This window comes from Achromobacter sp. 1L-A-4-B-C2, assembly GCF_057291955.1.
The window spans coordinates 180,640-203,788 of sequence record NZ_JBXAWP010000003.1 but is presented as its reverse complement, the minus strand read 5'-3'; the positions used below and the strand labels follow the sequence as shown (position 1 = coordinate 203,788).

Here is a 23,149-nt window from a genome sequence, read left to right as displayed (position 1 = left end):
ATCTTCGCCCCGCAGGCCCCCAGCATGCCCTTGCCACCGCCCGATTACCCTCGCCAACCGCTGCACACGCGTTCCATACGCGTGCAGTCGTATGCGCGCGAGGACGGCAATTGGGACCTGGAAGCCGAGCTGATCGACGTCAAGGCGTACGATTTCCCCAAAAGCGACGGCAAGATGTTCAAGGCCGGGCAGCCCATCCACCATATGCACCTGCGCATCACCATCGACGAGGAATACTCGATCGTGGACGCGCAGGCTGTCTATGATGCGGCCCCTTATGGCGGTCATTGCATGGCCATCGAGGCGGCTTACACTGATTTGATCGGCATGAATCTGCTTAAGGGATTCCGCCGCCAGGTCAAGGAGCGGTTCGGGCACGTGGCGGGCTGTACGCACATGACCGAGCTGTCGCAGGTGCTTCCCACCGCGGCGGTCCAGACCATGGCCAACCGCCGGCGGCAGGAAACCAACCCGAACCGGCGTCCATTCCAACTGGACGGCTGTCATGCGCTAAGCACTGGCGGCCCGGTGGTGGCTGAGCACTATCCCAAGTGGTACACGGGGGGTAGCGCTGAGGCATCGGCCGATTCGTCCTCCGATTCACCTTCTCTTTCTCATACGTCCTGACAGGTAACACATGAAAATCCACGAGTATCAAGGCAAGGAACTGCTGAAGCAATTTGGCATCCCGGTGCCGCGCGGGATCCCCGCTCTTTCCGTCGACGAGGCCGTGGCTGCCGCTGAAAAGCTGGGTGGACCGGTCTGGGTCGTCAAGGCGCAAATCCACGCGGGCGGCCGCGGCAAGGGCGGTGGCGTCAAGCTGGCGCGCTCGCTGGAAGACGTGCGCAAGCTGGCCTCGGAAATCCTGGGCATGCAGCTGATCACGCACCAGACCGGCCCGGAAGGCCAGAAGGTCCGTCGCCTGTACATCGAAGACGGCGCCGACATTCAAAAGGAATACTACGTGTCGCTGGTCACTGACCGCGCCACGCAAAAGGTTGCCTTCATCGCTTCCAGCGAAGGCGGCATGGACATCGAGGAAGTGGCTCATTCCACTCCCGAGAAGATCATCACCGAATACATCGACCCGCTGACCGGCCTGTCGGCCGAGCAAGCCACCAAGATCGCCAACGCGATCGGCCTGCCCGCCGACTCCACCGCCCAAGCCGTGGACGTGTTCCAGAAGCTGTATCAGTGCTACATGGAAACCGACGCGTCGCTGGTTGAAATCAACCCGCTGAACCGCGACGGCAAGGGCAACATCATCGCCCTGGACGCCAAGTTCAACTTCGACTCCAACGCCCTGTTCCGCCATCCGGAAATCGTCGCCTACCGCGACCTGGACGAAGAAGACCCCGCTGAAATCGAAGCCAGCAAGTTCGACCTGGCCTACATCCAGCTCGACGGCAACATCGGCTGCCTGGTGAACGGCGCCGGTCTGGCCATGGCCACGATGGACACCATCAAGCTGTTCGGCGGCGAGCCGGCCAACTTCCTGGACGTCGGCGGCGGCGCAACGGCCGAGAAGGTCACCGAAGCGTTCAAGATCATGCTCGCGAACAAGAGCGTGAAGGCCATTCTGGTCAACATCTTTGGCGGCATCATGCGCTGCGACGTCATCGCCGAAGGCGTGATCGCGGCTTGCAAGGCCGTCAACCTGAACGTGCCGCTGGTCGTGCGCATGAAGGGCACCAACGAAGAACTCGGCAAGAAGATGCTGGCCGACTCCGGCCTGCCGATCATCAGCGCCGACACGATGGCCGAAGCGGCCACCCGCGTCGTAGCCGCCGTCAAGTAAATATGCCCCCTCGCCGCGCCCCTTCGTGGCTTGCTGCCCCCCATGGGGGAGCTTTCCACCTTGGGACGGCCCGGCGGTAAAAGAAATTGCCAAGGATTCACAAATGTCGATTCTGATTAACAAGGACACCAAAGTCATCACCCAGGGCATCACGGGCAAGACGGGCCAGTTCCACACCCGTATGTGCCGTGAGTATGCCAATGGCAAAGCCGCCTTCGTGGCCGGCGTGAACCCCAAGAAAGCGGGTGAAGACTTTGAAGGCGTGCCGATCTTCGCTTCCGTCAAGGAAGCCAAGGCCGACACCGGCGCAACCGTGTCCGTCATCTACGTGCCGCCCGCCGGCGCCGCTGCCGCCATCTGGGAAGCCGTCGAAGCTGAACTGGATCTGGTGATCTGCATCACCGAAGGCATCCCGGTCCGTGACATGCTGGAAGTCAAGAACCGCATGAAGGCCAAGGGCAGCAAGACGCTGCTGCTGGGCCCGAACTGCCCCGGCCTGATCACGCCGGACGAAATCAAGATCGGCATCATGCCCGGTCACATCCACCGCAAGGGTCGCATCGGCATCGTCAGCCGTTCGGGCACCTTGACGTACGAAGCCGTGGCGCAAGTCACCGAACTGGGCCTGGGCCAATCCAGCGCCGTCGGTATCGGTGGCGACCCCATCAACGGCCTGAAGCACGTCGACGTCCTGAAGATGTTCAATGACGATCCCGACACCGACGCCGTCATCATGATCGGCGAAATCGGCGGTCCGGACGAAGTCAACGCCGCTGAATGGGCGAAGGACAACATGAAGAAGCCGGTCGTCGGCTTCATCGCTGGTGTCACCGCGCCTCCTGGAAAGCGCATGGGCCACGCTGGCGCCCTGATCTCCGGTGGCGCCGACACGGCCGACGCCAAGCTGGAAGTCATGGAAGCCTGCGGCATCCGCACCACGCGCAACCCCTCCGAAATGGGCAAGCTGCTCAAGTCGGTGCTGTAAGTCTTACAGCATTGCGTTTAAGAAAGCCCGCTTCGGCGGGCTTTTTTTTGTCCGTTCGGCACGTGTCCGGATCGAAATTTCTGTGGTTTTACTAGGGTAATCCCGTGTCCAAACTGCGTTCGTCCAAACATACGGAAAGCTGAACGAAACTATAATGAAAGAAATTTCGCACGTACCCAGCAAGAATGCCGTCGGGCTCGCACCAAGACGGTCAGTACGGCTTTTGGTTTTTTTCATCCATTAATTTGGTTCGTCCTAGGGGGATCAACACCTAGGAAAGAGAGGCATGGAACTCAGTTCAGCGGCATTCTGGATAGCGCTGCTCCAGATCATTTGGGTCAATATTCTGCTATCGGGCGACAACGCCGTGGTTATTGCGCTGGCGGCGCGCTCGCTGCCTCCCGCGCAGCAAAAGAAAGCGATCACGATCGGCTCGGCCGCCGCGATCATCATGCGTATCGTGCTGACCCTGGTGGCGGCCAAGTTGCTGTTGTTGCCGTACCTGAAGCTGATCGGCGCGTTGCTGCTGGTCTACATCGGCGTGACGCTGTTGTTGCCGGAAGGCGAAGACGACGGCGCGGGCAAGACGCAAGGTAATCTGCTGACCGCCATCCGCACTATCATGATTGCCGACCTGGTCATGAGCCTGGACAACGTGGTGGCCGTCGCTGCCGCGGCGATGGGCGACACGACCTTGCTGGTGTTGGGCCTGGCCATCAGCATCCCCTTGGTCATCTTCGGCAGCACGTTGCTTCTGAAGGTTATCGAGCGCTTCCCGATCATCGTCTGGGTGGGTGCGGCGTTGCTGGGCTTTATTGCCGGCGAATTGTTGGTGGGTGATCCCGCCTTGCAAGAGCCGGTGGCGCGTATCGACGCGGCCCTGGGCGTATCGCATCACAGTTTCGAACTGATGACGGGTGCATTGGGCGCGATTCTGGTGCTGGCAATTGGTAAAGTTTTGCTGATGCGCCAGAAAGCTGAATGAAAGCTGAATTACAATAATTAGTTGTTTGAATGATCTCGCCGCGCAGCGCGCGGCGAGGTGGCCGGCTCGGGACCGGCCTTTCTTTTCATAAATGCCTTCGGGGGTTCATAGTGCTTGAGTTTTTCCAGACGCTGAGTTGGGCAGCGGTATTCCAGATCATCCTCATCGACATCCTGCTCGGCGGCGACAACGCGGTGGTTATCGCGCTGGCGTGCCGCAACCTTGCGCCCAAGCAGCGCATGCAGGGCATTCTTTGGGGCACCGCGGGCGCCATCATCCTGCGTGTCGTGCTGATTGCTTTCGCATTGACGCTTCTGTCGATTCCTTTCCTGAAGGTCGTTGGCGGTCTGCTGCTGGTCTGGATCGGCGTCAAGCTCTTGATCCCTGAAGACGATGCCCATGGCAACGTGAAGGGCGGAACGTCCATCGCCGCCGCCATCAAGACCATCATCATTGCCGACTTCGTGATGAGCCTGGACAACGTGATCGCCATCGCCGGCGCGGCCCAGAACGCCCACGCCGACCATCAGATCGGCCTGGTTGCCTTCGGCCTGATCGTCAGCGTGCCGATCATCATCTGGGGCAGCACCCTGGTCCTGAAGCTGATCGACAAGTATCCCTTGGTGGTTACGTTTGGCGCCGCGCTCCTGGGCTGGATCGCCGGTGGCATGCTGATTACCGATGTGGTTGTCGAACGTCAATTCGGTGTTCAGCCGACTACGGTTAAAATCGCTGCAGAAATTATCGGCGCCTTGCTCGTTGTTGTCCTTGGACGGTGGCTGGCAAGCCGCAAAACCGCTTCCAAGGAATCAGCACATGAGTCTGCGTAGATCCGTCGATCCCCAGCAATCCGAATCGGGCCTGAGCCTCCTTCAGGGCCTTTTCGTGCTGGCCATCCTCGGGGTAGTCGCGACGGTCATCGTCTCCAATTTCGTTTGATGACCGCACGTGTCTCTTCCGCAACGCCTGGTCATCGCGACCCGCGCCAGCCGGCTTGCCCTGTGGCAAGCCGAGCATGTGCGCGACCGGCTGCGCACGCTGTACCCGGCGTGCGCGGTTGAGCTTCTTACCCTGACAACCCGAGGCGACCAGATCCTGGACCGTACCCTGTCCAAGGTCGGTGGCAAGGGTCTTTTCGTCAAGGAACTTGAAAACGCGTTGCTCGACGGGCGCGCCGATCTTGCCGTGCACTCGTTGAAAGACGTGCCGGTGGATCTGCAAGCCCCGTTCGAGCTTTGCGCCATTCTTGATCGCGCGGACCCGCGCGATGCCTTCGTATCGAATCGCTACGCCTGTCTGGCAGATCTGCCGGCGGGCGCGGTCGTGGGTACGTCAAGCTTGCGGCGCGAATCGCAGATTCGTGCGCGCTTTCCTGAACTGGTGGTCAAACCGCTGCGTGGCAACCTCGACACGCGTCTGGGCAAGCTGGACAAGGGCGAGTACGACGCCATCGTGCTGGCCGCCGCGGGGCTGGAACGCCTGGGTCTTCAGGCGCGCATCCGCAGCCTGCTGGACCCGGCCGACAGCCTGCCGGCCGCCGGGCAGGGCGCCTTGGGCATCGAAATTCGCAACGACCGCGACGACATGCGCGCGTGGCTCGCGCCGCTGATCAGCGCGGCCACCACGTCATGCGTGCAGGCCGAGCGTGCGGTGTCCCGCAGGCTGGGCGGTTCCTGCCAGGTGCCGCTGGCAGCGTTTGCCCAAATCTCTGGCGACACCTTGTCATTGCGCGCCTTGGTGGCCTCGCCGGATGGCGTACGCATGGTCCACACCACCCGCAGCGGCCCGGTGGCCGATGCCGAAGCCCTGGGTGAAGCCGCCGCACAAGAGCTGCTGGATGCCGGCGCTGCCGCCATCCTCCAGGAACTGCTGCAAGCCGAGCCCCGGCCGGACTGATGTCCACCCCCGCCCGAGTCGCCGTCCTGACGCGGCCCGAAGGGCGCAACGAGGCGCTGGCCGGCCGTCTGACCGACGCCGGCTGGTCCGCCTGCATTCTGCCAGCACTGGAAATCCACCCGCTTGATGTCCCCGCCGCGCAATTGCCGCGTCCGGACGACTTCGACATGGTCGTGTTCGTCAGCGGCAACGCGGCCAAGCAGTACTTGCGCCAACTTGCTGCCGCGCACGGTCCGCGCCCCTGGCCCGCCGGGGTGATTGCCGCCACGGTGGGTCCGGCCAGCGCCCAAGCGCTGCGCGAGTCCCCCGCGTTTGGCGCGAATACAACAGTTCTGCACCCTGGCGACGAGGCTGCCAGCCACGATTCCGAAGCCTTGTGGGCCGTGTTATGCGGCTTGCCTGCCTTGCCGGCGCGCGTGCTGCTCGTGCGTGGCACGCAGGGCAGGGACTGGCTGGGCGACAAGTTGCAGGCCCATGGTGCAGCCGTGACGCGCTACGCCGCCTATCTGCGGCGGCCCGCCGTCTGGGACGCCTCGGCGCTGGCGCGATTGCGCGGCTTGGCCGAGGCGGGCGTATCGGCTACCTGGCTTATCACCAGCGGCGAAGGGGCCGACGCCGTGTGCGCAAATCTGGACGCCGCGGGCCTGGCGGCGTGGTGGCGGCAGTGCCAGTTTGTGTTGACGCATCCAACGCTGACGCGGCGCGTGCCGCCGGCCTGTCATGGCGCCGACGGGCCAGCAATGGTAAAAATCTGCTTGCCCAACGACGAGTCGATATTCCAGGCTTTTGTTGCTGCTTGATTCGTTGCATCGGACTGACACCGAATACAATCGCGTCATGACAGACAAGACTCCCGCTACCGATCCGGTCGTTCACACGGCCGCCCCGGGCGCAAGCGCGCCCGCATCGGCCCCGGCCGATCCCGTCAAGGCCCGTCCGGCCAAGCGCGGCAATGGCCCCTTGGTCACCGCCCTGATAATCGTCATCCTGCTTGCCGTGGGCTTGGGTTACGCGTTGTGGAAGCAACGCACCCAATTCGTGTCCGCCGGCCGCGAGGTTGCCACGCGCATCGACACGCTGACCGCCGATGTGGCACAGGCGCGCAAGGACACGCGCGAGGCCCTGGCGCTGGCGCAAGCGCAAGCCGGCCGCGTGGGCGAGCTTGAGGACACCGTCCGTGAAACCCAAAGCCAGTACAACGCGCTGCAACAGGCCTGGCAAAACTTCAACGACAGCGCCAGCGACGAACTGCTGGCCAACGACGTCGAACGCCTGTTGACCATCGGCAACCAGCAATTGCGCCTGGCCGGCAACGTGTCCAACGCCATCGTTGCGCTGGAAACCGCGCAAGCCCGTCTGGCACGCGCCGACCGTCCGCGCTTCTCAAGCCTTCAGCAAGCCATCAACGGCGACCTGGATCGCCTGCGCGCCGTCTCCACCGTGGACATTCCCGCGCAATCGGCGCGCATCGAACGCCTGGTGGCGCTGGTCAACAAGGCGCCGCTGCTGGTGCCCGATTCCGCCGCGCCGGGCATGGTTGCCACGGGCGATGCCCAACCCGCCGCCGCGCCCGCGCCGACGATCGATCCGCAGGCCGGCTTGCCCGCCGACGCGCCCTGGTGGCAGCGTTGGCGAGCCGAAGTCGCGTCGTGGCCCGGCCGTGCAGGTTCGGCCCTGGCGCACGAGCTTGGCGGCCTGATCACCATTCAGCGCGTTGACGAACCCGCTGCGTTGCTGCTGTCGCCCGAGCAAGCCGACCAGGTGCGCGGCACGCTGCGCCAGCGCCTGTTGACCGTGCAGTTGGCCATGCTGATGCGTCAGCCCGCCGTCTGGAAGAGCGAGCTCGACAACGTCGGCGTCACCCTGTCCAAGTACTTCGATTCCCGTTCGCCCGATACGGTCGCCGCGCAAACGTTGGCGCGTGAACTGGCCCAGACGGACATCGCCGTGCGCATGCCGGACGTGGCCGACAGCCTGAATGCCGTGGCCGCCTTGCGCGCCGCGGGCTTCAAGAACAGCGGGCAGGATTGAGCCTTATGCGTACCTGGTTCTGGACACTGCTGCTCGCCGTCATCGCCGTCGCCCTGGCGGTGGTGCTGCGCTCGCATTCCGGCAACGTGCTGTTGCTGGTCTGGCCCTGGCGCATTGGGATGTCGCTGACGTTGGCCGTGCTGCTGATCGTGGCCGCCTTCATCGTGCTTTATGTGGGTTTGCGTTTGCTGGCGTGGCTGCTTGCCATTCCGGATCGCGTTCGCGTGTGGCGCGGCAAGCGCGCACAGGCGCGTGACCACGAATTGCTGGAACGCGGCTGGATCGGCCTGCTTGAGGGCCGCTACGCGGTCGCCGAGAAAGACCTGACCAAGCTGCTGGACCAAACCAAGGTGCAAACGCGCCGGGTGCTGGCGGCCTTGTCCGCGGCGCGCGCCGCGCATGGCCTGGGCGAATTCGACCGGCGCGACCGCCTGCTTGCCACCGCGCAAGAACAGGCCGGCACCGACCCCGGCCTGACGGAAGCCACGGCAACCGTGTCGGCCGACATGCTGCTGGACCAGGGCCGCCCCGAGCGCGCGCTGGCGGTGCTGGCGCCGTTGGCCGACGGCGGCGCGCGCCATCTGCACACGATGCGCCTGCTGCTGCGCGCGCACACCGCGTTGCATCACCAGGAGCAGGTTTTCACGCTTGCGCGTGGGCTGGTGCGTCGTAATGCCCTGGCTCGCGCCGAGGCCGACGTGTTGATCGATACGTCCGGCGCCGCACGCCTGCGCGCGGCCGCCCACAGCGACGCGTGGCGCGCCATCTGGAAAGATCTGAAGGCCGAAGAGCGCCTGCTGCCCGATATCGCGCTGGCTGGCGCCGCCGCCTTCGACGCGGCCGGCGAGCCCAACGAAGCGGCGCGCGTGCTGGAAGCGGCCATCGCCGTGAAGTTCAACCCGGCACTGGTGGCCGCCTACGCCCGCTGCGACGCCGAACAGGTGTCGCGCCGTCTGGCCAAGGCCGAGACCTGGTTGCAGCAACGCCCGACCGATCCCGATCTGCTGACCGCGCTGGGCATGCTGTGCCTGAACGGCCAGTTGTGGGGCCAGGCCGAGCGATACCTGTTGCGCAGCCTCAGCCGCCGCAGCGATGCGCAAACACATGCGTTGCTGGGCAGCCTTTACGACCGACTGGATCGGCCCGCCGATGCCGTGCGCCACTGGCGCCTGGCCACGGCGGCCAGCATGGCGCTGCCGGTGCTGGCGGCCGACGCGGCCTTGCCCGCGGCGGACACCGGATCGGACCCGTACCGCGTGGATGCCGAAGGCGGCTATGCGGTGGGCTTGTCGGACACGGACGGCGATGCCGATGTGGGCGGCGACTACCCGTCGTTGCCACCCGCGGTAGCGGCCTCGGCCTCTGACTACGTGCTGGACCCGGACGCCCGCGTCAGCCGTGACCAGCGCGACCGCGCGCTGGCGCCCGAAGACGCGCCGCTGGCCGGCGGCACGTCGGATATCGACGAGTACTTCGACAGCGCCCCGATTCCGGCGGCGGCTTTCGATGAACCCGTGCCTACGTATTCGCCGGCGCCCGCCGCCCCCGCCAAGTCCACGCCCGCGCCGGCGTCGGCGCCGGTGCCGACGACCAAGCCGCCGTTCAAGGACGACGGCTCGCTTTGAACATTTCTTCAGACAAACAACAAGGTTGAATCATGAGTCTTGATCGCGTCTCCCCTGGCAAGAAGCTGCCGGAAGACTTCAACGTCATCATCGAAATCCCCATGAACGCCGACCCGGTCAAGTACGAGGTCGACAAGGACACGGGCGCGATTTTCGTTGACCGCTTCATGCTGACCGCCATGCACTACCCGTGCAACTACGGCTACATCCCGCAAACCCTGTCGGACGACGGCGACCCCGCCGACGTGCTGGTCCTGACCCCGTTCCCGATCCAGATCGGCGCCGTCGTGCGCTGCCGCGCCATCGGCGTGCTGGAAATGGACGACGAGTCGGGCGGCGACGCCAAGCTGTTGGCCGTGCCGATTGAAAAGCTGTACCCCCCGTACCGCAATATCAAGTCGTACGAAGACCTGCCGACCGAAGACGTCGCGCGCATCCAGCACTTTTTCGAGCACTACAAAGATCTCGAAAAGGGCAAGTGGGTCAAGGTCAAGGGTTGGAAGGGTGTGGACGCCGCTCACGAAGAAATCGTGAACAGCGTCGAACGCTACAACAAGGCCTGATCAGGCTTTGGTCCGCGCCGGTGTTGCACCGGCGGGGGCCTTGATGCGGCGCGGCCGCGACGGCATGATGCCGATCGCCGCCGCGCCGTTGCTTTGTGGGGCTTGCAGGTTCTGGGACACTTCGGCTGCCGCCACCTGGATGCGCGCTTGCAAGACCTCAAGGCGCGATGCCGACGTGTTCGCCTGGGCCGCAATGAAGACCAGGCTGCCCACCACCTTTTGCTCGGGGCTGAAGATCGCCGCGCCGATCCCCATCAAGCCGGGGTCGACCTCGCCATGCGACACGCATACGCCCGCCGTGCGCAGCCGTTTCAGGTTGGCGCGAAATTCGTCCCAGTCTTCACCCAGGCCCGCCTCGCGGATTTCGGCCGCGTGCCACAGCATCAGGTTGCGCAACTGGTAGGGCGGCAGGTTCGCCAGGATGGGCTTGGCCGTCGCGCCCCGGAACATCGGGAACGGCCTGCCGCGCGCATAGCTCGACTCGATCGAGTTGTCGGTCCAGTAGCGGTCCACGCACATGACCTTGTCGCCGTAGTAGCTGCACAACATCAGGTTGGCGTGCAGTTCGTCGCCCGTGGCGCGCATGACGTCGCGCGCCGCGCGCATCAGCGGGTCGTGCTGGCGCAGATGGCGGTCCAGTTCGATGATGCGTGAGCCCAGCACGTACGCCCCGCCCGCGGTGGGCGCCAGCAGCCCGCTTTCCGTCAGCGATTTCAGGTAGCGATACGCGGTGGCGCGCGAGCAATCCAGATGGGCCATGACGTCCTCCTGGAACGCGGCGGTGGTGTCGTCGCGAAAAAGGTCAAGGATGGACAGCATGCGGTCGGGAGTGCTCATTGCGTGGGGACGTGCCTAGTGAATGTGGAAGCCGCCGTTGACGTCGACCACGATGCCGGTTGAATAAGAGGACAGGTCCGAGGCCAGGAACAGAATGGCTTGGGCAACCTCGGCGGGCGAGCCGAAACGTTGCAGCGGAATGCCCTGTTTGAGTTCTTGTTCCCAATTTTCGCCGAATTTTCCCAGCGTCATGTCCGTTTCGATAACGCCGGGCGCCACGCAATTGGCGCGTACGCCGCGTGGGCCCAGTTCGCGCGCCAGCGCCTTGGTGAAACTGATGACGCCGCCTTTGGACGCCGCGTAATGCGAGCCGCCCAGCAGGCCGCCGCCGCGCAGGGCGGCGGTGGACCCCAAGTTGACGATGGCCGGTTGCCGCCTGCTTTCCAGCAACGCGGGCAGGGCGGCGTGCGTGACGTTGTAGGTGCCCGTCAGGTTGACGTCGACCATGCGCCGGAATTCGTCTTCGGGCAGATCCCAGATTCGCGTGGCGGCCACGATGCCGGCGTTGTTGACCAGCACGTCGAGGCCGCCCAGCGCCTGTACGGCGCGGGCCAGCGCGGCCTCGCACGAGGCGCCGCGCGACACGTCGCAATGCAGGTTGACGCGGCCGTCCACCAGGGCGCCCGGGCCGTCTTCGGGATAGGCGTGGTCCAGCACCGCGACGCTGGCGCCCTGCGCCAGGAAGAGCTCGACAACGGCCGCGCCGATGCCACGGGGATTGGCGCCCCCCGTGATCACGGCGCGCTTGCCGGCCAACAGCGACAGCGCGCCGTCCATCACGACTTCACCAGCGAGCAGCCGCCGTCCTTGAGCGGGCGGAACGCCTGTTCGGCCGGAATCTTGCGCACCAGGTTGTAGTAGTCCCAATCGCGCTTGGACTCCGACGGTTTCTTGACCTGGAACAGATACAGGTCGCGCATGACGCGGCCGTCCTCGCGGATGCGGCCGTTTTCCGTCATGAAGTCGTTGATGGGCGTCTCGTGCATCTTTTTCAGCACGGGTTCGGATGCGTCTGTGCCGGCGGCCTTGACGGCATTCAGGTAGTGCATCGTGGCGCTGTAGTTGCTGGCTTGCACCATCGACGGCATGCGGCCCGTGCGCTTGAAATAGCGTTCGGACCATTGGCGTGCCTTGTCGTCCTGGTCCCAATAGAACGGTTCGACCAGGTTCAGCCCTTGCGCGTATTCCAGCCCCACGCTGCGCACATCGACGATGCTCATGAACAGTGCGGCCACTCGCTGCTTGCTGCCCATGATGCCGAATTCAAAGGCCTGCTTAATGCTGTTGATGGTGTCGCCGCTGCCGTTGGCCAGGCCGATGACCTGCGCCTTTGACGCTTGCGCTTGCAACAGGAAAGACGAAAAGTCCGAGCTGGCGATGGGATGGCGCACGCTGCCCACCACCTGGCCGCCCTTGGCCTTCACGACCGCCATGGCGTCGCGTTCCAGCGAGTGGCCGAACGCGTAGTCGGAAGTAATGAAAAACCAGCTTTTGCCGCCGTCCTCGATCACGCCGTTGGCCACGCCGGTGGCGTAGGCGTAGGTGTCGTAGGTCCAGTGCATGCCGTTGGGCGAACACGCCTTGCCCGTCAGGTCCGCCGACCCCGCGCTGGTGAAGATGACCACGCGCTTCATCTGGCGGGTCAGGTCCTGCACGGCCAGCGCGATGGCCGAGTTGGGCACGTCCAGGATCAGGTCCACCTTGTCGTTCTCGTACCAGCGGCGCGCCACCGACACCCCGATGTCCACCTTGTTCTGGTGGTCGGCCGAAATCACTTCGATGGGCTTGCCCAGCACGTTGCCGCCGAAATCCTCGACGGCCATCTTTACGGCTTCCACGCCGAACTTGCCGGACAGGTCCGCCATCATGCCGGACTGGTCGCCCAGCACGCCGATCTTCACGACGTCGTCCGATACCTGCGCCATGGCGGGCATGGAAAGGGCGCCCAGCACGCAGGCGGCAAGGCTGTTCTTGATACGGGTCTTCATGGGGTGTCTCCTTGGGGGCTTGTTCTTTTGCGCGCCGCCCTGTGCCGGGCGGTCATGCGGGGTCGTGCGGGTTGAGAAAGCCGGGGCTTACTCCAGCGTCTGGCCGGCGTAGGCGTCGATGAACAGATTGGGCTTCAAGAAAAAGCTGAGGACGAGCGCGCCGTTTGGCGCGCGCGCGATGTGCTGGTTGCCGCGTGGCCGCCACACGTAGTCGCCCGCGCAGACCTCGCCTTCGGCGTCCACGATGGAACCTTCAAGCACATAGGTCTGTTCGACTTCCACGTGTTCGTGCAGCGGCAGTTCGGTGCCGGGCTGCCAGCGGAACAGGGCGGTCAGCAAGCCGGTTTCCTTGTCCTGCATCAGCACCTTCATCTCGATGCCTTCCACTTGCGTGGGTTTCCAGGGCAGGTCGGCCACTTTCAGAAAGCGCGACGCCAGGGGCGGCAGCGCATTCGCGGCGGGGCAGCCGGGGGTTTCGAGGGCCATGATTGTCTCCTAGCCAGAACTCGTTATCGAAGATAAAGCAAAAATCTTGTTGTTGAGTGTTCAAAAATAGTCGCGTATATTGAGATTAATGTCAACCGTGTTTTGTACGAAGAAGCAGGGGCGACACAGGCCGGACCTAGAGATCCGATGCCTATAAAACAAGGAGACAAGCTTGAAACACGACTATCTGGACCAGACGTTCGGTCTGGCGGGGCGCGTCGCGCTGGTGACAGGCGCGGCAAGGGGCCTGGGCTACGCCATCGCTGAAGCGCTGGGTCGCGCGGGGGCGCGGGTGGTGGTCAACGACCTGTCCCAAGCCGCCTGCGACGCCGCGGCCGCCAAGCTGGCCGCGCTGGGAATCGACGCTCATGGCGTGGCCTTTGACGTGGCCGACGCGGGCGCCGTGACCGACGCCGTGGCGCGTCTGGATGACGCGGGCCTGCCCATCGACGTATTGGTCAGCAATGCCGGCAACCAGAATCGCAAGCCCGTTGTCGAGATGACGCCGGCCGAGTGGCAGGCCTTGCAGAACGTGCACGTGAACGGCGCGTTTCATTGCGCGCGCGCCGTGCTGCCGGGCATGGGCAAGCGCGGCTTCGGCCGCATCGTGCTGATGTCATCGGTGGCGGGGCAGGCGACCATGCCCAACATTGCCGCCTACGCCACCGCCAAGGGCGCCATCGCCGCCTTCACGCGCGCGCTGGCGGTGGAATACGGCGCCAGCGGCGTCACGTGCAATGCGCTGGCCCCGGGCTTTGTGCGCACCGATTTCACGCAGGGGCTGCAAGACAACCCCGACTTCCAAACCTTCCTGTCGGCCTCGGTGCCGGTGGGCCGATGGGCCACGCCGCAAGACGTTGCGCCTGCCGTGGTGTACCTGGCCTCGAAGGCCGCCTCGTTCGTCAACGGGCATGTCCTGGCGATCGACGGCGGCCTGTTGGCCCGCATGTAAGAGGCCCACCATGACGACGCCAAGCACCCCAGCGGTTCTGTCCGCACAGGGGCTGGTCAAGCGCTTCGGCGGCTTCAATGCCGTCGATGGCGTGACCCTTGCCCTGCACGAAGGCTCCATCCACGCCTTGATCGGCCCCAATGGCGCCGGCAAGACCACCTGCTTCAATCTGCTGACCAAGTTTCTGACGCCCGACGCGGGCGTCATCCATTACCGTGGGCGCGACATCACGGCGCTGGCACCCGAGCAGATTGCCCGGCTGGGCATCGTGCGGTCGTTCCAGATTTCGGCCGTGTTCCTGGGCCTGACCGTGTTGCAGAACATGCGTGTGGCCTTGATGCGCCAGCATGGCGACGGCATGCGCTTCTGGCGCAGCCGCCGTAGCGTTGACCGCCTGAACGAACGCGCCATGGAGCTGCTGGACGCGGTGGGCCTGGCCAATCTGGCGGACACGACTGCGGCCATGCTGCCCTATGGCCGCAAGCGCGCGCTGGAAATCGCGATGACGCTGGCGCTGGACCCCGACATCATGTTGCTGGACGAACCCATGGCGGGGCTGGGCCAGGAAGACGTGGCCCGCATCGCCGCATTGATCCGGCGCGTGGCGGTGAACCGCAGCATCCTGATGGTCGAACACAACCTGTCCGTGGTGGCGGACCTGTCCGACACCATCACCGTGCTGGCACGCGGCGCGGTGCTGGCGCAAGGCGATTACGCCGCCGTGTCGCGCGATGAACGCGTCATCACCGCGTACATGGGCTCGGACGAGGAGGCGCACTGACATGCTGGCCATCAACGACCTTAACGCCTGGTACGGGGAATCCCACGTGCTGCACGGCGTGAACATCGACGTTCAGCGTGGCGAACTTGTCACCATCCTGGGCCGCAACGGCGCGGGCAAGACCACGACGCTGCGCGCCATCATGGGCATTCTGGACAAGCGGCGCGGTTCCATCCGCTTGAACGGGCAGGAAACGGTGAGCATGGCGCCGCACCGCATCCCGCGGCTGGGCGTGGTGTATTGCCCCGAAGAACGGGCGGTGTTCCGCAGCTTGAGCGTCACCGAAAACCTGCTGCTGCCGCCGCGCCTGGCCGACGGCGGCATGTCGCTGGACGAAATCTACACGCTGTTTCCCAACCTGCGCGAACGCAGCGCCAGTTCCGGCGGCAACCTGTCGGGCGGCGAGCAGCAGATGCTGGCCATCGCGCGCATCTTGCGCACCGGTGCGCAGCTGATCCTGCTGGACGAGCCCACCGAAGGCCTGGCGCCCGTCATCGTGCAGCAGATCGGACACGCCATCCGCACGCTGAAAGAACGCGGCTTCACCATCGTGCTGGTCGAGCAGAACTTCCGCTTTGCGACCAAGGTGGCCGACCGCCACTACGTCATGGAGCACGGTTGCGTGGTCGATCAGTTGTCGGCGGACGAGGCGCGCCGCGATCCTGCCCGGATCGCACGCCGCCTGGGCGTCTGAAAGGAGAATCCCTGTGTTCGAAATTTTCGGTGTGCCGTCCACGGCGCTGTTCGGCCAGCTGTTGCTGGGCCTGATCAACGGGTCTTTCTACGCCTTGCTCTCGATCGGGCTGGCGGTGATTTTCGGTCTGTTGAACATCATCAACTTTGCCCATGGCGCGCAGTACACGGCCGGTGCGTTTCTGGCCTGGATGCTGCTCAACTATCTGGGCGTGAACTACTGGGCCGCGCTGGTGCTGGTGCCGCTCATCATGGCGGTGTTTGCCGTGGTGGTCGAGCGCCTGCTGATATCCCGCACCTATCGCATGGACCACCTGTACGGGCTGCTGCTCACGTTCGGCATCGCGCTGCTGATCGAAGGTGGGCTGCGCCAGGCCTATGGCGTGTCGGGGCTGCCGTACACCATCCCAAAGGCCTTGTCGGGCGGTGTGAACCTGGGCTTCATGTTCCTGCCGTGGTATCGCGGTTGGGCGGTGGCCGTGTCGCTGGTGCTGTGCCTGGCGGTCTGGGTGCTGATCGAGAAAACGCGCGTGGGCGCCATGCTACGCGCCGCAACGGAGAACCCGACCATCGTGCGTTCCTTCGGCATCAACGTGCCGTTGTTGATCACGCTGACGTACGCGCTGGGCGTGGCGCTGGCTTCGGTGGCGGGCGTGATCGCCGCGCCCATCTATCAGGTCAGCCCGATGATGGGATCGAACCTGGTCGTCGTGGTGTTCGCGGTGGTGGTGATTGGTGGCATGGGGTCCATCATGGGCGCCATCGTCAGCGGCTTCGGGCTGGGCATCATCGAAGGCCTGACCAAGGTGTTCTACCCCGAGGCCGCCAACCTGGCGATCTTCATCATCATGGTGCTGGTGCTGCTGTGCAAGCCGGCCGGGCTGTTCGGCAAGCCCTTGCAGGTGCAGAACGTGCTGGCCGCCGAAGCGACGCGCCAGCCCGTGCAACTGAGTCGGCGCGCGATGCGGATATCCATGGCGGTGCTGGCCGTGGTGGCGCTGGCGGCGCCGTGGTTCGTCTATCCCACATTCCTGATGAAGGTGCTGTGCTTTGCGCTGTTCGCGGCGGCGTTCAACCTGCTGGTGGGCTATGTGGGCCTGCTGTCCTTCGGTCACGCGGCCTTCTTCGGCGCGGCGGCCTATGCAACCGGCATCGTCATGAAGGTGCTGGGCGCCACGCCCGAACTCGGGTTGTTGGCGGGCGTGGTCACGGGCGGGTTGCTGGGGCTGCTGTTCGGCGCCATCGCCATCCGGCGCCAGGGCATCTACTTCGCGATGATCACGTTGGCGCTGTCGCAGCTGGTCTACTTCATTGCGGTGCAGGCAGGCTTCACGGGAGGCGAGGATGGCTTGCAAAGCGTGCCGCGCGGCAAGCTCTTCGGAATTTTCGACCTGCAAAACGTGATGCCCATGTATTACTTCACGCTGGCCGTGTTCGCGCTGGGCTACGCCTTCGTGCTGCGCGTGCTCAATTCCCCCTTTGGCGAAGTGATCCGATCGGTGCGCGACAACGAGCAGCGCGCCCGCTCATTAGGCTATTCCACGTCCCGCTACAAGCTGCTGGCCTTTACGCTGTCGGCCTCGGTGGCGGGGCTGTCGGGCGGCTTGAAGGTGCTGGTGTTCGGCGTGGCCTCGTTGACCGACGTGCATTGGCACGCCAACGGCGAAGTTGTGCTGATGGCGCTGCTGGGCGGTATCGGCACCGTGTTCGGTCCGCTGGCCGGGGCCTTCACGTTTGTGTCCCTGCAAAACTACCTGGCGCCGCTGGGCTCGTGGGTGCTGATCGTGCAAGGGGCCATCTTTGTCTTGTGCGTGTTGCTGTTGCGAGACGGCATCATGGGATTGGTTGCGCGCGCCTGGCTGGCAGCGACGCGTTCGAAGAAGGAGTCCTGATGTTTCTGCATGTGGTGATGTTGCAACTGTCGTCCGCCGCCGATGCCGGCTTTCATGAACGCGTCCAGGTGTATTGCGATCGGGTGCTGGCGGAATGCGATGGGGTGGCGGGCTATGCCTTTCGACCCAACCAGGCCAGCCGGGCCGACGGCCTGACGCACGCGGTGGTGGCCGCCTTCGCTGACGAGGCGGCCCATGACCGCTACCAGGTGTCGCCCGCGCACCAGGAAATGAAAACCTATATGGCCGGCTTCATCGAGCGCCTGGTGGTTTTCGATGGTGAAATCCCTACGTTTTTCTGAACGAAACCCGGCCGCCCGTGGCGCCGGGAAAGGGATAAACTCGCGGATGATTTTTACCTTACGCGCCGCGCCTCGCGCGCGGAGGTAAGATATTTGGCCGGTTTTCAGTCACGTATTTGTCATAGGTTGATCGCTCATGGACTACGTATTACCTCCCCAGCCGCCCGTCGCGGTCCCCGTGGACGGCAGCGCCGCGTTGTTTCCGGTGCGCCGCGTCTATTGCGTGGGTCGCAACTACGCCGAACACGCCAAGGAAATGGGCTTCACCGGCCGTGAAGACCCGTTCTTCTTCTGCAAGCCCGCGGACGCCGTCCGCCCCGTTGCCGACGGTGAAACGGGCAAAATGTCGTATCCGCCCAAGACCTCGAACCTGCACTACGAGATGGAACTTGTCGTGGTGCTGGGCAAGGGCGGCCGAGACATTCCGGTTGAGCAGGCCAACGAATGCGTGTGGGGCTATGCGCTGGGCCTGGACATGACCCGCCGCGACCTGCAAGGCGAAATGAAGAAGCAGGGCCGCCCCTGGGAAATCGGCAAGGCGTTCGACGAGTCCGCCCCGATCGGCCCGATCCACCCGCGCAGCGTCGTGGGCACGCTGGACAAGGGCGCGATCTGGCTGGACGTGAACGGCCAGCGCAAGCAATCCAGCGACATCTCGCAGATGCTGTGGAACATCCCGGAAAGCATTTCGTACCTGTCGGGCCTGTTCGAATTGCAGCCGGGCGACATCATTTTCACCGGCACGCCCGAGGGTGTGGGCGCCGTGGTGCAGGGCGATGTCATCACCGGCGGCGTGGAAGGCCTGGGCGAACTGCGCGTGCAGATCGTTTGACCTTCACCCCCCACACACTTGCATCGATTTTTTTGTTCAGGAGTTGACAGCATGCGCGGCAAGATCGTGCTGACCGCCTTTGTCGTATTCGGATTCGTGCTCGCCGGTTGCAATACCGTGGCGGGCATGGGCCGCGATATGTCCCGGGCCGGCAACGCCATCACCCACGCGGCCGACAAATAAGCACCGTCGGTTGATTGGTCCAGGCAAGAAAAAGCCCCTTGAAGTTTCTTCAAGGGGCTTTTTTATGCGGAGCGTGCAGGGATCGTTCAGACCTTACAGCACATCCCCCGCGTAGTCGGCCAGGCGCGAACGTTCGCCGCGCTGCAAGGTAACGTGGCCGGAATGCGGCCAGCCCTTGAAGCGGTCTACGACGAACGTCAGGCCTGAGCTGCCTTCGGTCAGGTACGGCGTATCGATCTGGGCAACGTTGCCCAGGCAGATCACCTTGGTGCCGGGGCCCGCGCGGGTCACCAGCGTTTTCATCTGCTTGGGCGTCAGGTTCTGGGCCTCGTCGATGATCAGGTACTTGTTCAGGAACGTGCGGCCGCGCATGAAGTTCAGGGACTTGACCTTGATGCGTGAGCGGATCAGGTCCATGGTGGCGGCGCGGCCCCAATCGCCGTTGCCTTCGCCGTCGCCCATGTTCAGGACGTCAAGGTTGTCTTCCAGCGCGCCCATCCAGGGCAACATCTTTTCTTCTTCCGTGCCGGGCAGGAAACCGATGTCTTCACCAACCGGCACCGTGACGCGCGTCATGATGATTTCGGTGTAGCGCTTGGTCTCAAGCACCTGCGTGATACCGGCCGCCAGCGCCAGCAGCGTCTTGCCCGTGCCCGCCTGACCCAGCAGCGATACGAAATCGCACTCCGGGTTCATCAGCAGGTTCATGGCGAAGTTCTGTTCGCGGTTGCGCGCCGTGATGCCCCAGACGTTGTTCTTGCCGTGGGTGTAGTCGCGCAAGGTGGCCAGCACCGCCATCTTGCCGCTGACTTCGCGCACCTGCGCGTACAGCGGCATCTGGCCTTCGAAGTAGACGAACTGGTTGACGACGAACTGCGAGCACAACGGACCATGGATACGGTAGAACGTGGTGCCGCCTTGCTGCCAGGATTCCACGTCCTTGCCGTGCTTGTTCCAGAAGTCTTCGGGCAGTTGCATCACGCCCGTGTACATCAGGTCCGAATCTTCCAGGACGTGGTCGTTGAAGTAGTCTTCGGCGGCCATGCCCAGCGCGCGCGCCTTCAGGCGCATGTTGATGTCCTTGGACACCAGCACGACCTCGCGCTGCGGGAATTTTTCTTGCAGGGCGCGCACCACGCCCAGGATCTGATTGTCGGCCTTGCCCATGGGCAGGTCGGACGGCAGCGTGCTGTGGATGGCGGTCGTCTGGAACATCAGGCGGCCGGTGGCATCCTTGTTGCCCAGCTTGGCCAGCTCCAGCCCTTCGTCCAGCTGCGTGGCGTCTTGCACCAGCGCGTCCAGCGATCGGCTGACCTGACGCGCGTTGCGCGCCACTTCCGACATGCCTTTCTTTTGATGGTCCAGCTCTTCCAGCGTCATCATCGGCAGGAAGATGTCGTGCTCTTCAAAGCGGAACAGCGAACTGGGGTCGTGCAGCAGTACGTTGGTGTCCAGCACGAACAACTTGCGCGGTTCGTTCTGGGCGCGCGGCTTGCCGCGCTTGGCCGGGGCGGGCGCCGTCTTGGCCGCGCGCGTTTCGGCGCGGGTTGCCGCAGGGGCGGCGGGGGCGGGCGGAGGAACCTGGCGGGCGGGCGCGGGAATCTGCGCCTTGCGTGCCGGCTCGGCCATGCCGTCAAGTTCGGGCTGCACAAGCAACTCGTCATCGTCGTCGGCAAGCGCGGCGTGGGTGCTGGACTGCGCAGCGGCAGTCTTGGTAGTGCGGGCCTGCGCCCGGGCGGATTCGCCCGAGGGGAAGGTCAGGATGGCTGCGGGGCGGGTGGGCAACTTCGGAAGCGGCATATGCGTCACTCTCCAGGGTGGGCCGGCAATAGCGCCTGACGGGTATTCCTGTACGGCTAACCGATACTTTTCGCGGCCTGCAGGACTTCCTTGGCGTGGCCCGGGACCTTCACCCCGCGCCACTCCTGCACCAGCACGCCATAGGCGTCGATCAAAAAGGTGCTGCGCTCGATGCCTCGCACCTGCTTGCCATACATATTCTTCTGCTTGATGACGCCGAACAGATTGCACACGGTTTCGTCGGCGTCGGAGATGAGCGGGAAAGGAAGTTCGTACTTGGCCTTGAAGTTCTCATGCGACTTGAGCGAGTCGCGCGAGATTCCGATGACCACCGCGCTGGCCGCCAGGAAGTCGGCGTGCAGGTCGCGGAAGTCCTGGCTTTCGGTGGTGCAGCCGGGCGTGTTGTCCTTGGGGTAGAAATACAGGATCACGGCACGGCCCTGGCACTGTTCCAGGCTGATCGGACCAATCGTGCTTTCCGCGGTGAATTGCGGGGCGGGCTTGCCGATGCTGGGCGTCATTTCTGTGGATCTCCATTGGGGGGGATGAGGGCGACGACCACGCGCCGGCCCTCCGCCATCAGGATGTTGTAGGTGCGAGAGGCGGCGTGCGTGTCCATGATCTCGACGCCGATTCCCATGGCCAACAGGGGACGCAACACTTCGGGACGCAGGAACTGTTGCCGGGCGCCCGTGCCTACCAGCAATACCTCGGGCGCATTGGCCGGGCGGCTGGGGCTGGCTTCCGGTTCATCCAGAAAAGCCATCGGGTCGCGGACGGGCTCGGTCAAACCGGCCGCCTGGTGCAACAGGGTAGAGGTGATGTCGGCCGGCGAGTCAACAGGCCATTCGGTAACTTCGCCTTCGGGGCCAAATGCGACCGACGAGGAAAAACGAACTTGGTTGACCTCGATATACCCCTCACCGTAAGCAGTCACGGTGTTCAGGGCGGCCGTCGCAGGATCAGTATGCAGCTTCAATAAAAACTCCGGCTTTATGGGCTTGATGATAGCGCATCAAACTCGCCATGGGTTGCAGTGTTGGGGGCTTCGTTGCTTGACGGTATAAGCGGATTCCCTGCCTTGCAACAACGTGGTTTTTGGCGCGTGTGGACAGGGTAAAAAAAGCCTGTCTTTTCAATGGGGAAACGGACCCGTTTTTGCCCCATTTGCCGCATGGCCGTCGTTGCGCTAGATTACAGGGTTTTGCTGCGCTGCAATCGTGTGCTGGCGCGGCTTTAAGCCCCTTTCCCCTTCGCGCGACCGCGCCCTGGTTTTTTCGCCCTTTCCGCCCCTAAGGATTCCCATCATGAGGAAGTTCTCTCGCATCGAGCGTTTGCCCCCGTACGTTTTCAACATTACTGGCGAGCTCAAGATGGCGGCGCGGCGGCGGGGCGAGGACATCATCGACATGTCCATGGGCAACCCGGACGGTGCCACACCCAAGCACATCGTCGACAAGATGGTGGAGGCCACCTCGCGTCCCACCACTCACGGCTATTCCGTGTCCAAGGGCATTCCGCGTCTGCGCAAGGCGATTTGTGATTGGTATCAGCGCCGCTACGCGGTCGAGTTCGATCCGGATTCCGAAGCCATCGTCACCATCGGCTCCAAAGAAGGCCTGGCCCACTTGATGCTGGCCACGCTGGATCGCGGTGACACGGTGCTGGTGCCCAACCCCAGCTACCCGATCCACATCTACGGCGCGGTGATTGCCGGCGCCAACATCCGTTCGGTGCGCATGACGCCCGGCGTCGATTTCTTCGAAGAGCTGGAACGCGCGGTGCGCGAGTCCATCCCGAAGCCCAAGATGATGGTGCTGGGTTTTCCCAGCAACCCGACCGCGCAGTGCGTGGACCTGTCGTTCTTCGAACGCGTGGTGGCGCTGGCCAAGGAACACGACATCCTGGTGGTGCATGATCTGGCCTACGCCGACATCACCTTTGACGGCTATGTCGCGCCGTCCATCATGCAGGTGCCCGGCGCGCGCGATGTCGCCGTCGAGTTCTTCACGATGAGCAAAAGCTACAACATGGCGGGCTGGCGCATCGGCTACATGGTGGGCAACCGCGAGCTGGTCAACGCGCTGGCGCGCATCAAGAGCTATCACGACTACGGTACGTTCACGCCGATCCAGGTGGCGTCGATTGCCGCCCTGGACGGCCCGCAGGATTGCGTGAGCGAGATCGTGGCCCAATACCAAAGCCGCCGCGACGTGCTCGTGCGCGGCCTGCACGAAGCAGGTTGGAATGTGGAAATTCCCAAGGCGTCCATGTATATCTGGGCGCAGATCCCCGAGCCCTACCGGGCGATGGGCTCTTTGGAATTTGCCAAGCGTGTCCTGTCGGATGCGAAAGTGGCCGTGTCCCCCGGGATCGGCTTCGGCGAGTATGGCGACGACTACGTACGCTTCGCTCTTATCGAAAACGAGCAGCGCACCCGCCAAGCGGTGCGCGGCATCAAAGATATGTTCCGCAAGGACGGATTGCTGAAATGAATACCCCTGAACGCTCACCCGCCGC

General features: G+C 64.0%; 25 protein-coding genes. 18 read left to right on the top strand and 7 right to left on the bottom strand.

The window, feature by feature from the left end:
• Nucleotides 1-24 precede the first annotated feature (24 nt).
• The 10 genes from AC0Z35_RS14435 to ppa all read left to right on the top strand — a co-directional run bounded on the left by AC0Z35_RS14435 (nt 25) and on the right by ppa (nt 9,883).
• Nucleotides 25-627 carry a DUF2889 domain-containing protein gene (locus tag AC0Z35_RS14435; RefSeq protein ID WP_046802827.1) on the top strand — a complete coding sequence of 201 codons (603 nt, stop codon included), beginning with the start codon at nt 25-27 and terminating at the stop codon, nt 625-627.
• Nucleotides 628-637: 10 nt separating this feature from the next.
• A complete protein-coding gene (sucC, locus tag AC0Z35_RS14430) occupies nt 638-1,798 on the top strand; it encodes an ADP-forming succinate--CoA ligase subunit beta (protein WP_046802828.1) in 1,161 nt (386 codons plus the stop codon).
• A 103-nt stretch (nt 1,799-1,901) separates the two neighbouring features.
• A complete protein-coding gene (gene sucD / locus AC0Z35_RS14425; protein WP_006218345.1) occupies nt 1,902-2,783 on the top strand; it encodes a succinate--CoA ligase subunit alpha in 882 nt (293 codons plus the stop codon).
• A gap of 286 nt (nt 2,784-3,069) precedes the next feature.
• Nucleotides 3,070-3,768, top strand: a complete 699-nt coding sequence (locus tag AC0Z35_RS14420; RefSeq protein ID WP_046802829.1) for a TerC family protein — start codon at nt 3,070-3,072, stop codon at nt 3,766-3,768.
• Between the two features lie 110 nt (nt 3,769-3,878).
• Complete coding sequence (locus AC0Z35_RS14415) at nt 3,879-4,598, top strand: TerC family protein (RefSeq protein ID WP_039883011.1); 720 nt, start codon at nt 3,879-3,881, stop codon at nt 4,596-4,598.
• A gap of 118 nt (nt 4,599-4,716) precedes the next feature.
• On the top strand, nt 4,717-5,664 hold the full coding sequence (gene hemC / locus AC0Z35_RS14410) for a hydroxymethylbilane synthase (RefSeq protein ID WP_046802830.1): 948 nt from the start codon (nt 4,717-4,719) through the stop codon (nt 5,662-5,664).
• Nucleotides 5,664-6,464, top strand: coding sequence for a uroporphyrinogen-III synthase (locus AC0Z35_RS14405; protein ID WP_485132403.1), 801 nt, complete (start codon nt 5,664-5,666; stop codon nt 6,462-6,464). The genes hemC and AC0Z35_RS14405 overlap by 1 nt, the downstream gene beginning before the upstream one ends.
• A gap of 37 nt (nt 6,465-6,501) precedes the next feature.
• Nucleotides 6,502-7,695 (top strand): uroporphyrinogen-III C-methyltransferase, encoded by a 1,194-nt coding sequence (locus tag AC0Z35_RS14400; protein ID WP_046802889.1) that lies wholly within the window; start codon nt 6,502-6,504, stop codon nt 7,693-7,695.
• Between the two features lie 5 nt (nt 7,696-7,700).
• Nucleotides 7,701-9,320, top strand: coding sequence for a heme biosynthesis HemY N-terminal domain-containing protein (locus AC0Z35_RS14395; RefSeq protein ID WP_485132404.1), 1,620 nt, complete (start codon nt 7,701-7,703; stop codon nt 9,318-9,320).
• Between the two features lie 32 nt (nt 9,321-9,352).
• A complete protein-coding gene (gene ppa / locus AC0Z35_RS14390; RefSeq protein WP_046802833.1) occupies nt 9,353-9,883 on the top strand; it encodes an inorganic diphosphatase in 531 nt (176 codons plus the stop codon).
• Here ppa and AC0Z35_RS14385 read toward each other — a convergent pair whose 3' ends face one another.
• The 4 genes from AC0Z35_RS14385 to AC0Z35_RS14370 form a co-directional block, all read right to left on the bottom strand.
• On the bottom strand, nt 9,884-10,720 hold the full coding sequence (locus AC0Z35_RS14385; protein WP_046802834.1) for an IclR family transcriptional regulator: 837 nt from the start codon (nt 10,718-10,720) through the stop codon (nt 9,884-9,886). It abuts the gene before it with no gap.
• Between the two features lie 15 nt (nt 10,721-10,735).
• Nucleotides 10,736-11,497, bottom strand: coding sequence for an SDR family NAD(P)-dependent oxidoreductase (locus AC0Z35_RS14380; RefSeq protein ID WP_485132405.1), 762 nt, complete (start codon nt 11,495-11,497; stop codon nt 10,736-10,738).
• Nucleotides 11,497-12,708 (bottom strand): ABC transporter substrate-binding protein, encoded by a 1,212-nt coding sequence (locus AC0Z35_RS14375; RefSeq protein ID WP_104143214.1) that lies wholly within the window; start codon nt 12,706-12,708, stop codon nt 11,497-11,499. The genes AC0Z35_RS14380 and AC0Z35_RS14375 overlap by 1 nt, the downstream gene beginning before the upstream one ends.
• A gap of 87 nt (nt 12,709-12,795) precedes the next feature.
• Nucleotides 12,796-13,194, bottom strand: coding sequence for a cupin domain-containing protein (locus AC0Z35_RS14370; RefSeq protein WP_104143215.1), 399 nt, complete (start codon nt 13,192-13,194; stop codon nt 12,796-12,798).
• Between the two features lie 172 nt (nt 13,195-13,366).
• Between AC0Z35_RS14370 and AC0Z35_RS14365 the strand changes: the two genes are divergently transcribed.
• The 7 genes from AC0Z35_RS14365 (at nt 13,367) to AC0Z35_RS14335 (ending at nt 18,829) form a co-directional block, all read left to right on the top strand.
• Nucleotides 13,367-14,146, top strand: a complete 780-nt coding sequence (locus tag AC0Z35_RS14365; protein ID WP_319308112.1) for an SDR family NAD(P)-dependent oxidoreductase — start codon at nt 13,367-13,369, stop codon at nt 14,144-14,146.
• Between the two features lie 10 nt (nt 14,147-14,156).
• Nucleotides 14,157-14,927: an ABC transporter ATP-binding protein gene (locus tag AC0Z35_RS14360; RefSeq protein WP_104143218.1), complete on the top strand. Its 771-nt coding sequence runs from the start codon at nt 14,157-14,159 to the stop codon at nt 14,925-14,927.
• Nucleotide 14,928: 1 nt separating this feature from the next.
• Nucleotides 14,929-15,621, top strand: a complete 693-nt coding sequence (locus AC0Z35_RS14355; protein WP_219991972.1) for an ABC transporter ATP-binding protein — start codon at nt 14,929-14,931, stop codon at nt 15,619-15,621.
• A 13-nt stretch (nt 15,622-15,634) separates the two neighbouring features.
• Nucleotides 15,635-17,512 carry an ABC transporter permease gene (locus AC0Z35_RS14350; RefSeq protein WP_485132406.1) on the top strand — a complete coding sequence of 626 codons (1,878 nt, stop codon included), beginning with the start codon at nt 15,635-15,637 and terminating at the stop codon, nt 17,510-17,512.
• Nucleotides 17,512-17,814: a Dabb family protein gene (locus AC0Z35_RS14345; RefSeq protein ID WP_485132407.1), complete on the top strand. Its 303-nt coding sequence runs from the start codon at nt 17,512-17,514 to the stop codon at nt 17,812-17,814. The genes AC0Z35_RS14350 and AC0Z35_RS14345 overlap by 1 nt, the downstream gene beginning before the upstream one ends.
• Nucleotides 17,815-17,950: 136 nt before the next feature.
• The gene (locus AC0Z35_RS14340) at nt 17,951-18,646 is read left to right on the top strand and encodes a fumarylacetoacetate hydrolase family protein (protein ID WP_046802843.1); all 696 of its coding nucleotides are present in this window, start codon (nt 17,951-17,953) and stop codon (nt 18,644-18,646) included.
• A 51-nt stretch (nt 18,647-18,697) separates the two neighbouring features.
• On the top strand, nt 18,698-18,829 hold the full coding sequence (locus AC0Z35_RS14335; protein ID WP_485132408.1) for an entericidin A/B family lipoprotein: 132 nt from the start codon (nt 18,698-18,700) through the stop codon (nt 18,827-18,829).
• A 93-nt stretch (nt 18,830-18,922) separates the two neighbouring features.
• On the opposite strand, the gene AC0Z35_RS14330 is transcribed toward AC0Z35_RS14335, so the two are convergent.
• From AC0Z35_RS14330 to AC0Z35_RS14320, 3 genes are read right to left on the bottom strand one after another with little or no spacing between them, the layout of a single operon-like run.
• Nucleotides 18,923-20,629 (bottom strand): PhoH family protein, encoded by a 1,707-nt coding sequence (locus AC0Z35_RS14330; protein WP_120154500.1) that lies wholly within the window; start codon nt 20,627-20,629, stop codon nt 18,923-18,925.
• A 56-nt stretch (nt 20,630-20,685) separates the two neighbouring features.
• Nucleotides 20,686-21,150 carry a peroxiredoxin gene (locus AC0Z35_RS14325; RefSeq protein ID WP_046805545.1) on the bottom strand — a complete coding sequence of 155 codons (465 nt, stop codon included), beginning with the start codon at nt 21,148-21,150 and terminating at the stop codon, nt 20,686-20,688.
• On the bottom strand, nt 21,147-21,608 hold the full coding sequence (locus AC0Z35_RS14320) for an Mth938-like domain-containing protein (protein WP_046805544.1): 462 nt from the start codon (nt 21,606-21,608) through the stop codon (nt 21,147-21,149). Before AC0Z35_RS14320 ends, AC0Z35_RS14325 begins: the two co-directional genes overlap by 4 nt.
• 328 nt (nt 21,609-21,936) lie before the next feature.
• Between AC0Z35_RS14320 and alaC the strand changes: the two genes are divergently transcribed.
• Nucleotides 21,937-23,124, top strand: coding sequence for an alanine transaminase (alaC, locus tag AC0Z35_RS14315; protein WP_006218372.1), 1,188 nt, complete (start codon nt 21,937-21,939; stop codon nt 23,122-23,124).
• Nucleotides 23,125-23,149: the final 25 nt, after the last annotated feature.

Bases quoted from the DNA above. Each gene is read 5' to 3' on its own strand.
- AC0Z35_RS14435 (WP_046802827.1), top strand. From the start codon at position 25: ATGCCCTTGCCACCGCCCGATTACCCTCGCCAACCGCTGCACACGCGT.
- sucC (WP_046802828.1), top strand. From the start codon at position 638: ATGAAAATCCACGAGTATCAAGGCAAGGAACTGCTGAAGCAATTTGGC.
- sucD (WP_006218345.1), top strand. From the start codon at position 1,902: ATGTCGATTCTGATTAACAAGGACACCAAAGTCATCACCCAGGGCATC.
- AC0Z35_RS14420 (WP_046802829.1), top strand. From the start codon at position 3,070: ATGGAACTCAGTTCAGCGGCATTCTGGATAGCGCTGCTCCAGATCATT.
- AC0Z35_RS14405 (WP_485132403.1), top strand. From the start codon at position 5,664: ATGTCCACCCCCGCCCGAGTCGCCGTCCTGACGCGGCCCGAAGGGCGC.
- AC0Z35_RS14400 (WP_046802889.1), top strand. From the start codon at position 6,502: ATGACAGACAAGACTCCCGCTACCGATCCGGTCGTTCACACGGCCGCC.
- AC0Z35_RS14395 (WP_485132404.1), top strand. From the start codon at position 7,701: ATGCGTACCTGGTTCTGGACACTGCTGCTCGCCGTCATCGCCGTCGCC.
- ppa (WP_046802833.1), top strand. From the start codon at position 9,353: ATGAGTCTTGATCGCGTCTCCCCTGGCAAGAAGCTGCCGGAAGACTTC.
- AC0Z35_RS14385 (WP_046802834.1), bottom strand. From the start codon at position 10,720: ATGAGCACTCCCGACCGCATGCTGTCCATCCTTGACCTTTTTCGCGAC.
- AC0Z35_RS14380 (WP_485132405.1), bottom strand. From the start codon at position 11,497: ATGGACGGCGCGCTGTCGCTGTTGGCCGGCAAGCGCGCCGTGATCACG.
- AC0Z35_RS14375 (WP_104143214.1), bottom strand. From the start codon at position 12,708: ATGAAGACCCGTATCAAGAACAGCCTTGCCGCCTGCGTGCTGGGCGCC.
- AC0Z35_RS14370 (WP_104143215.1), bottom strand. From the start codon at position 13,194: ATGGCCCTCGAAACCCCCGGCTGCCCCGCCGCGAATGCGCTGCCGCCC.
- AC0Z35_RS14360 (WP_104143218.1), top strand. From the start codon at position 14,157: ATGACGACGCCAAGCACCCCAGCGGTTCTGTCCGCACAGGGGCTGGTC.
- AC0Z35_RS14355 (WP_219991972.1), top strand. From the start codon at position 14,929: ATGCTGGCCATCAACGACCTTAACGCCTGGTACGGGGAATCCCACGTG.
- AC0Z35_RS14345 (WP_485132407.1), top strand. From the start codon at position 17,512: ATGTTTCTGCATGTGGTGATGTTGCAACTGTCGTCCGCCGCCGATGCC.
- AC0Z35_RS14340 (WP_046802843.1), top strand. From the start codon at position 17,951: ATGGACTACGTATTACCTCCCCAGCCGCCCGTCGCGGTCCCCGTGGAC.
- AC0Z35_RS14335 (WP_485132408.1), top strand. From the start codon at position 18,698: ATGCGCGGCAAGATCGTGCTGACCGCCTTTGTCGTATTCGGATTCGTG.
- AC0Z35_RS14330 (WP_120154500.1), bottom strand. From the start codon at position 20,629: ATGCCGCTTCCGAAGTTGCCCACCCGCCCCGCAGCCATCCTGACCTTC.
- AC0Z35_RS14325 (WP_046805545.1), bottom strand. From the start codon at position 21,150: ATGACGCCCAGCATCGGCAAGCCCGCCCCGCAATTCACCGCGGAAAGC.
- alaC (WP_006218372.1), top strand. From the start codon at position 21,937: ATGAGGAAGTTCTCTCGCATCGAGCGTTTGCCCCCGTACGTTTTCAAC.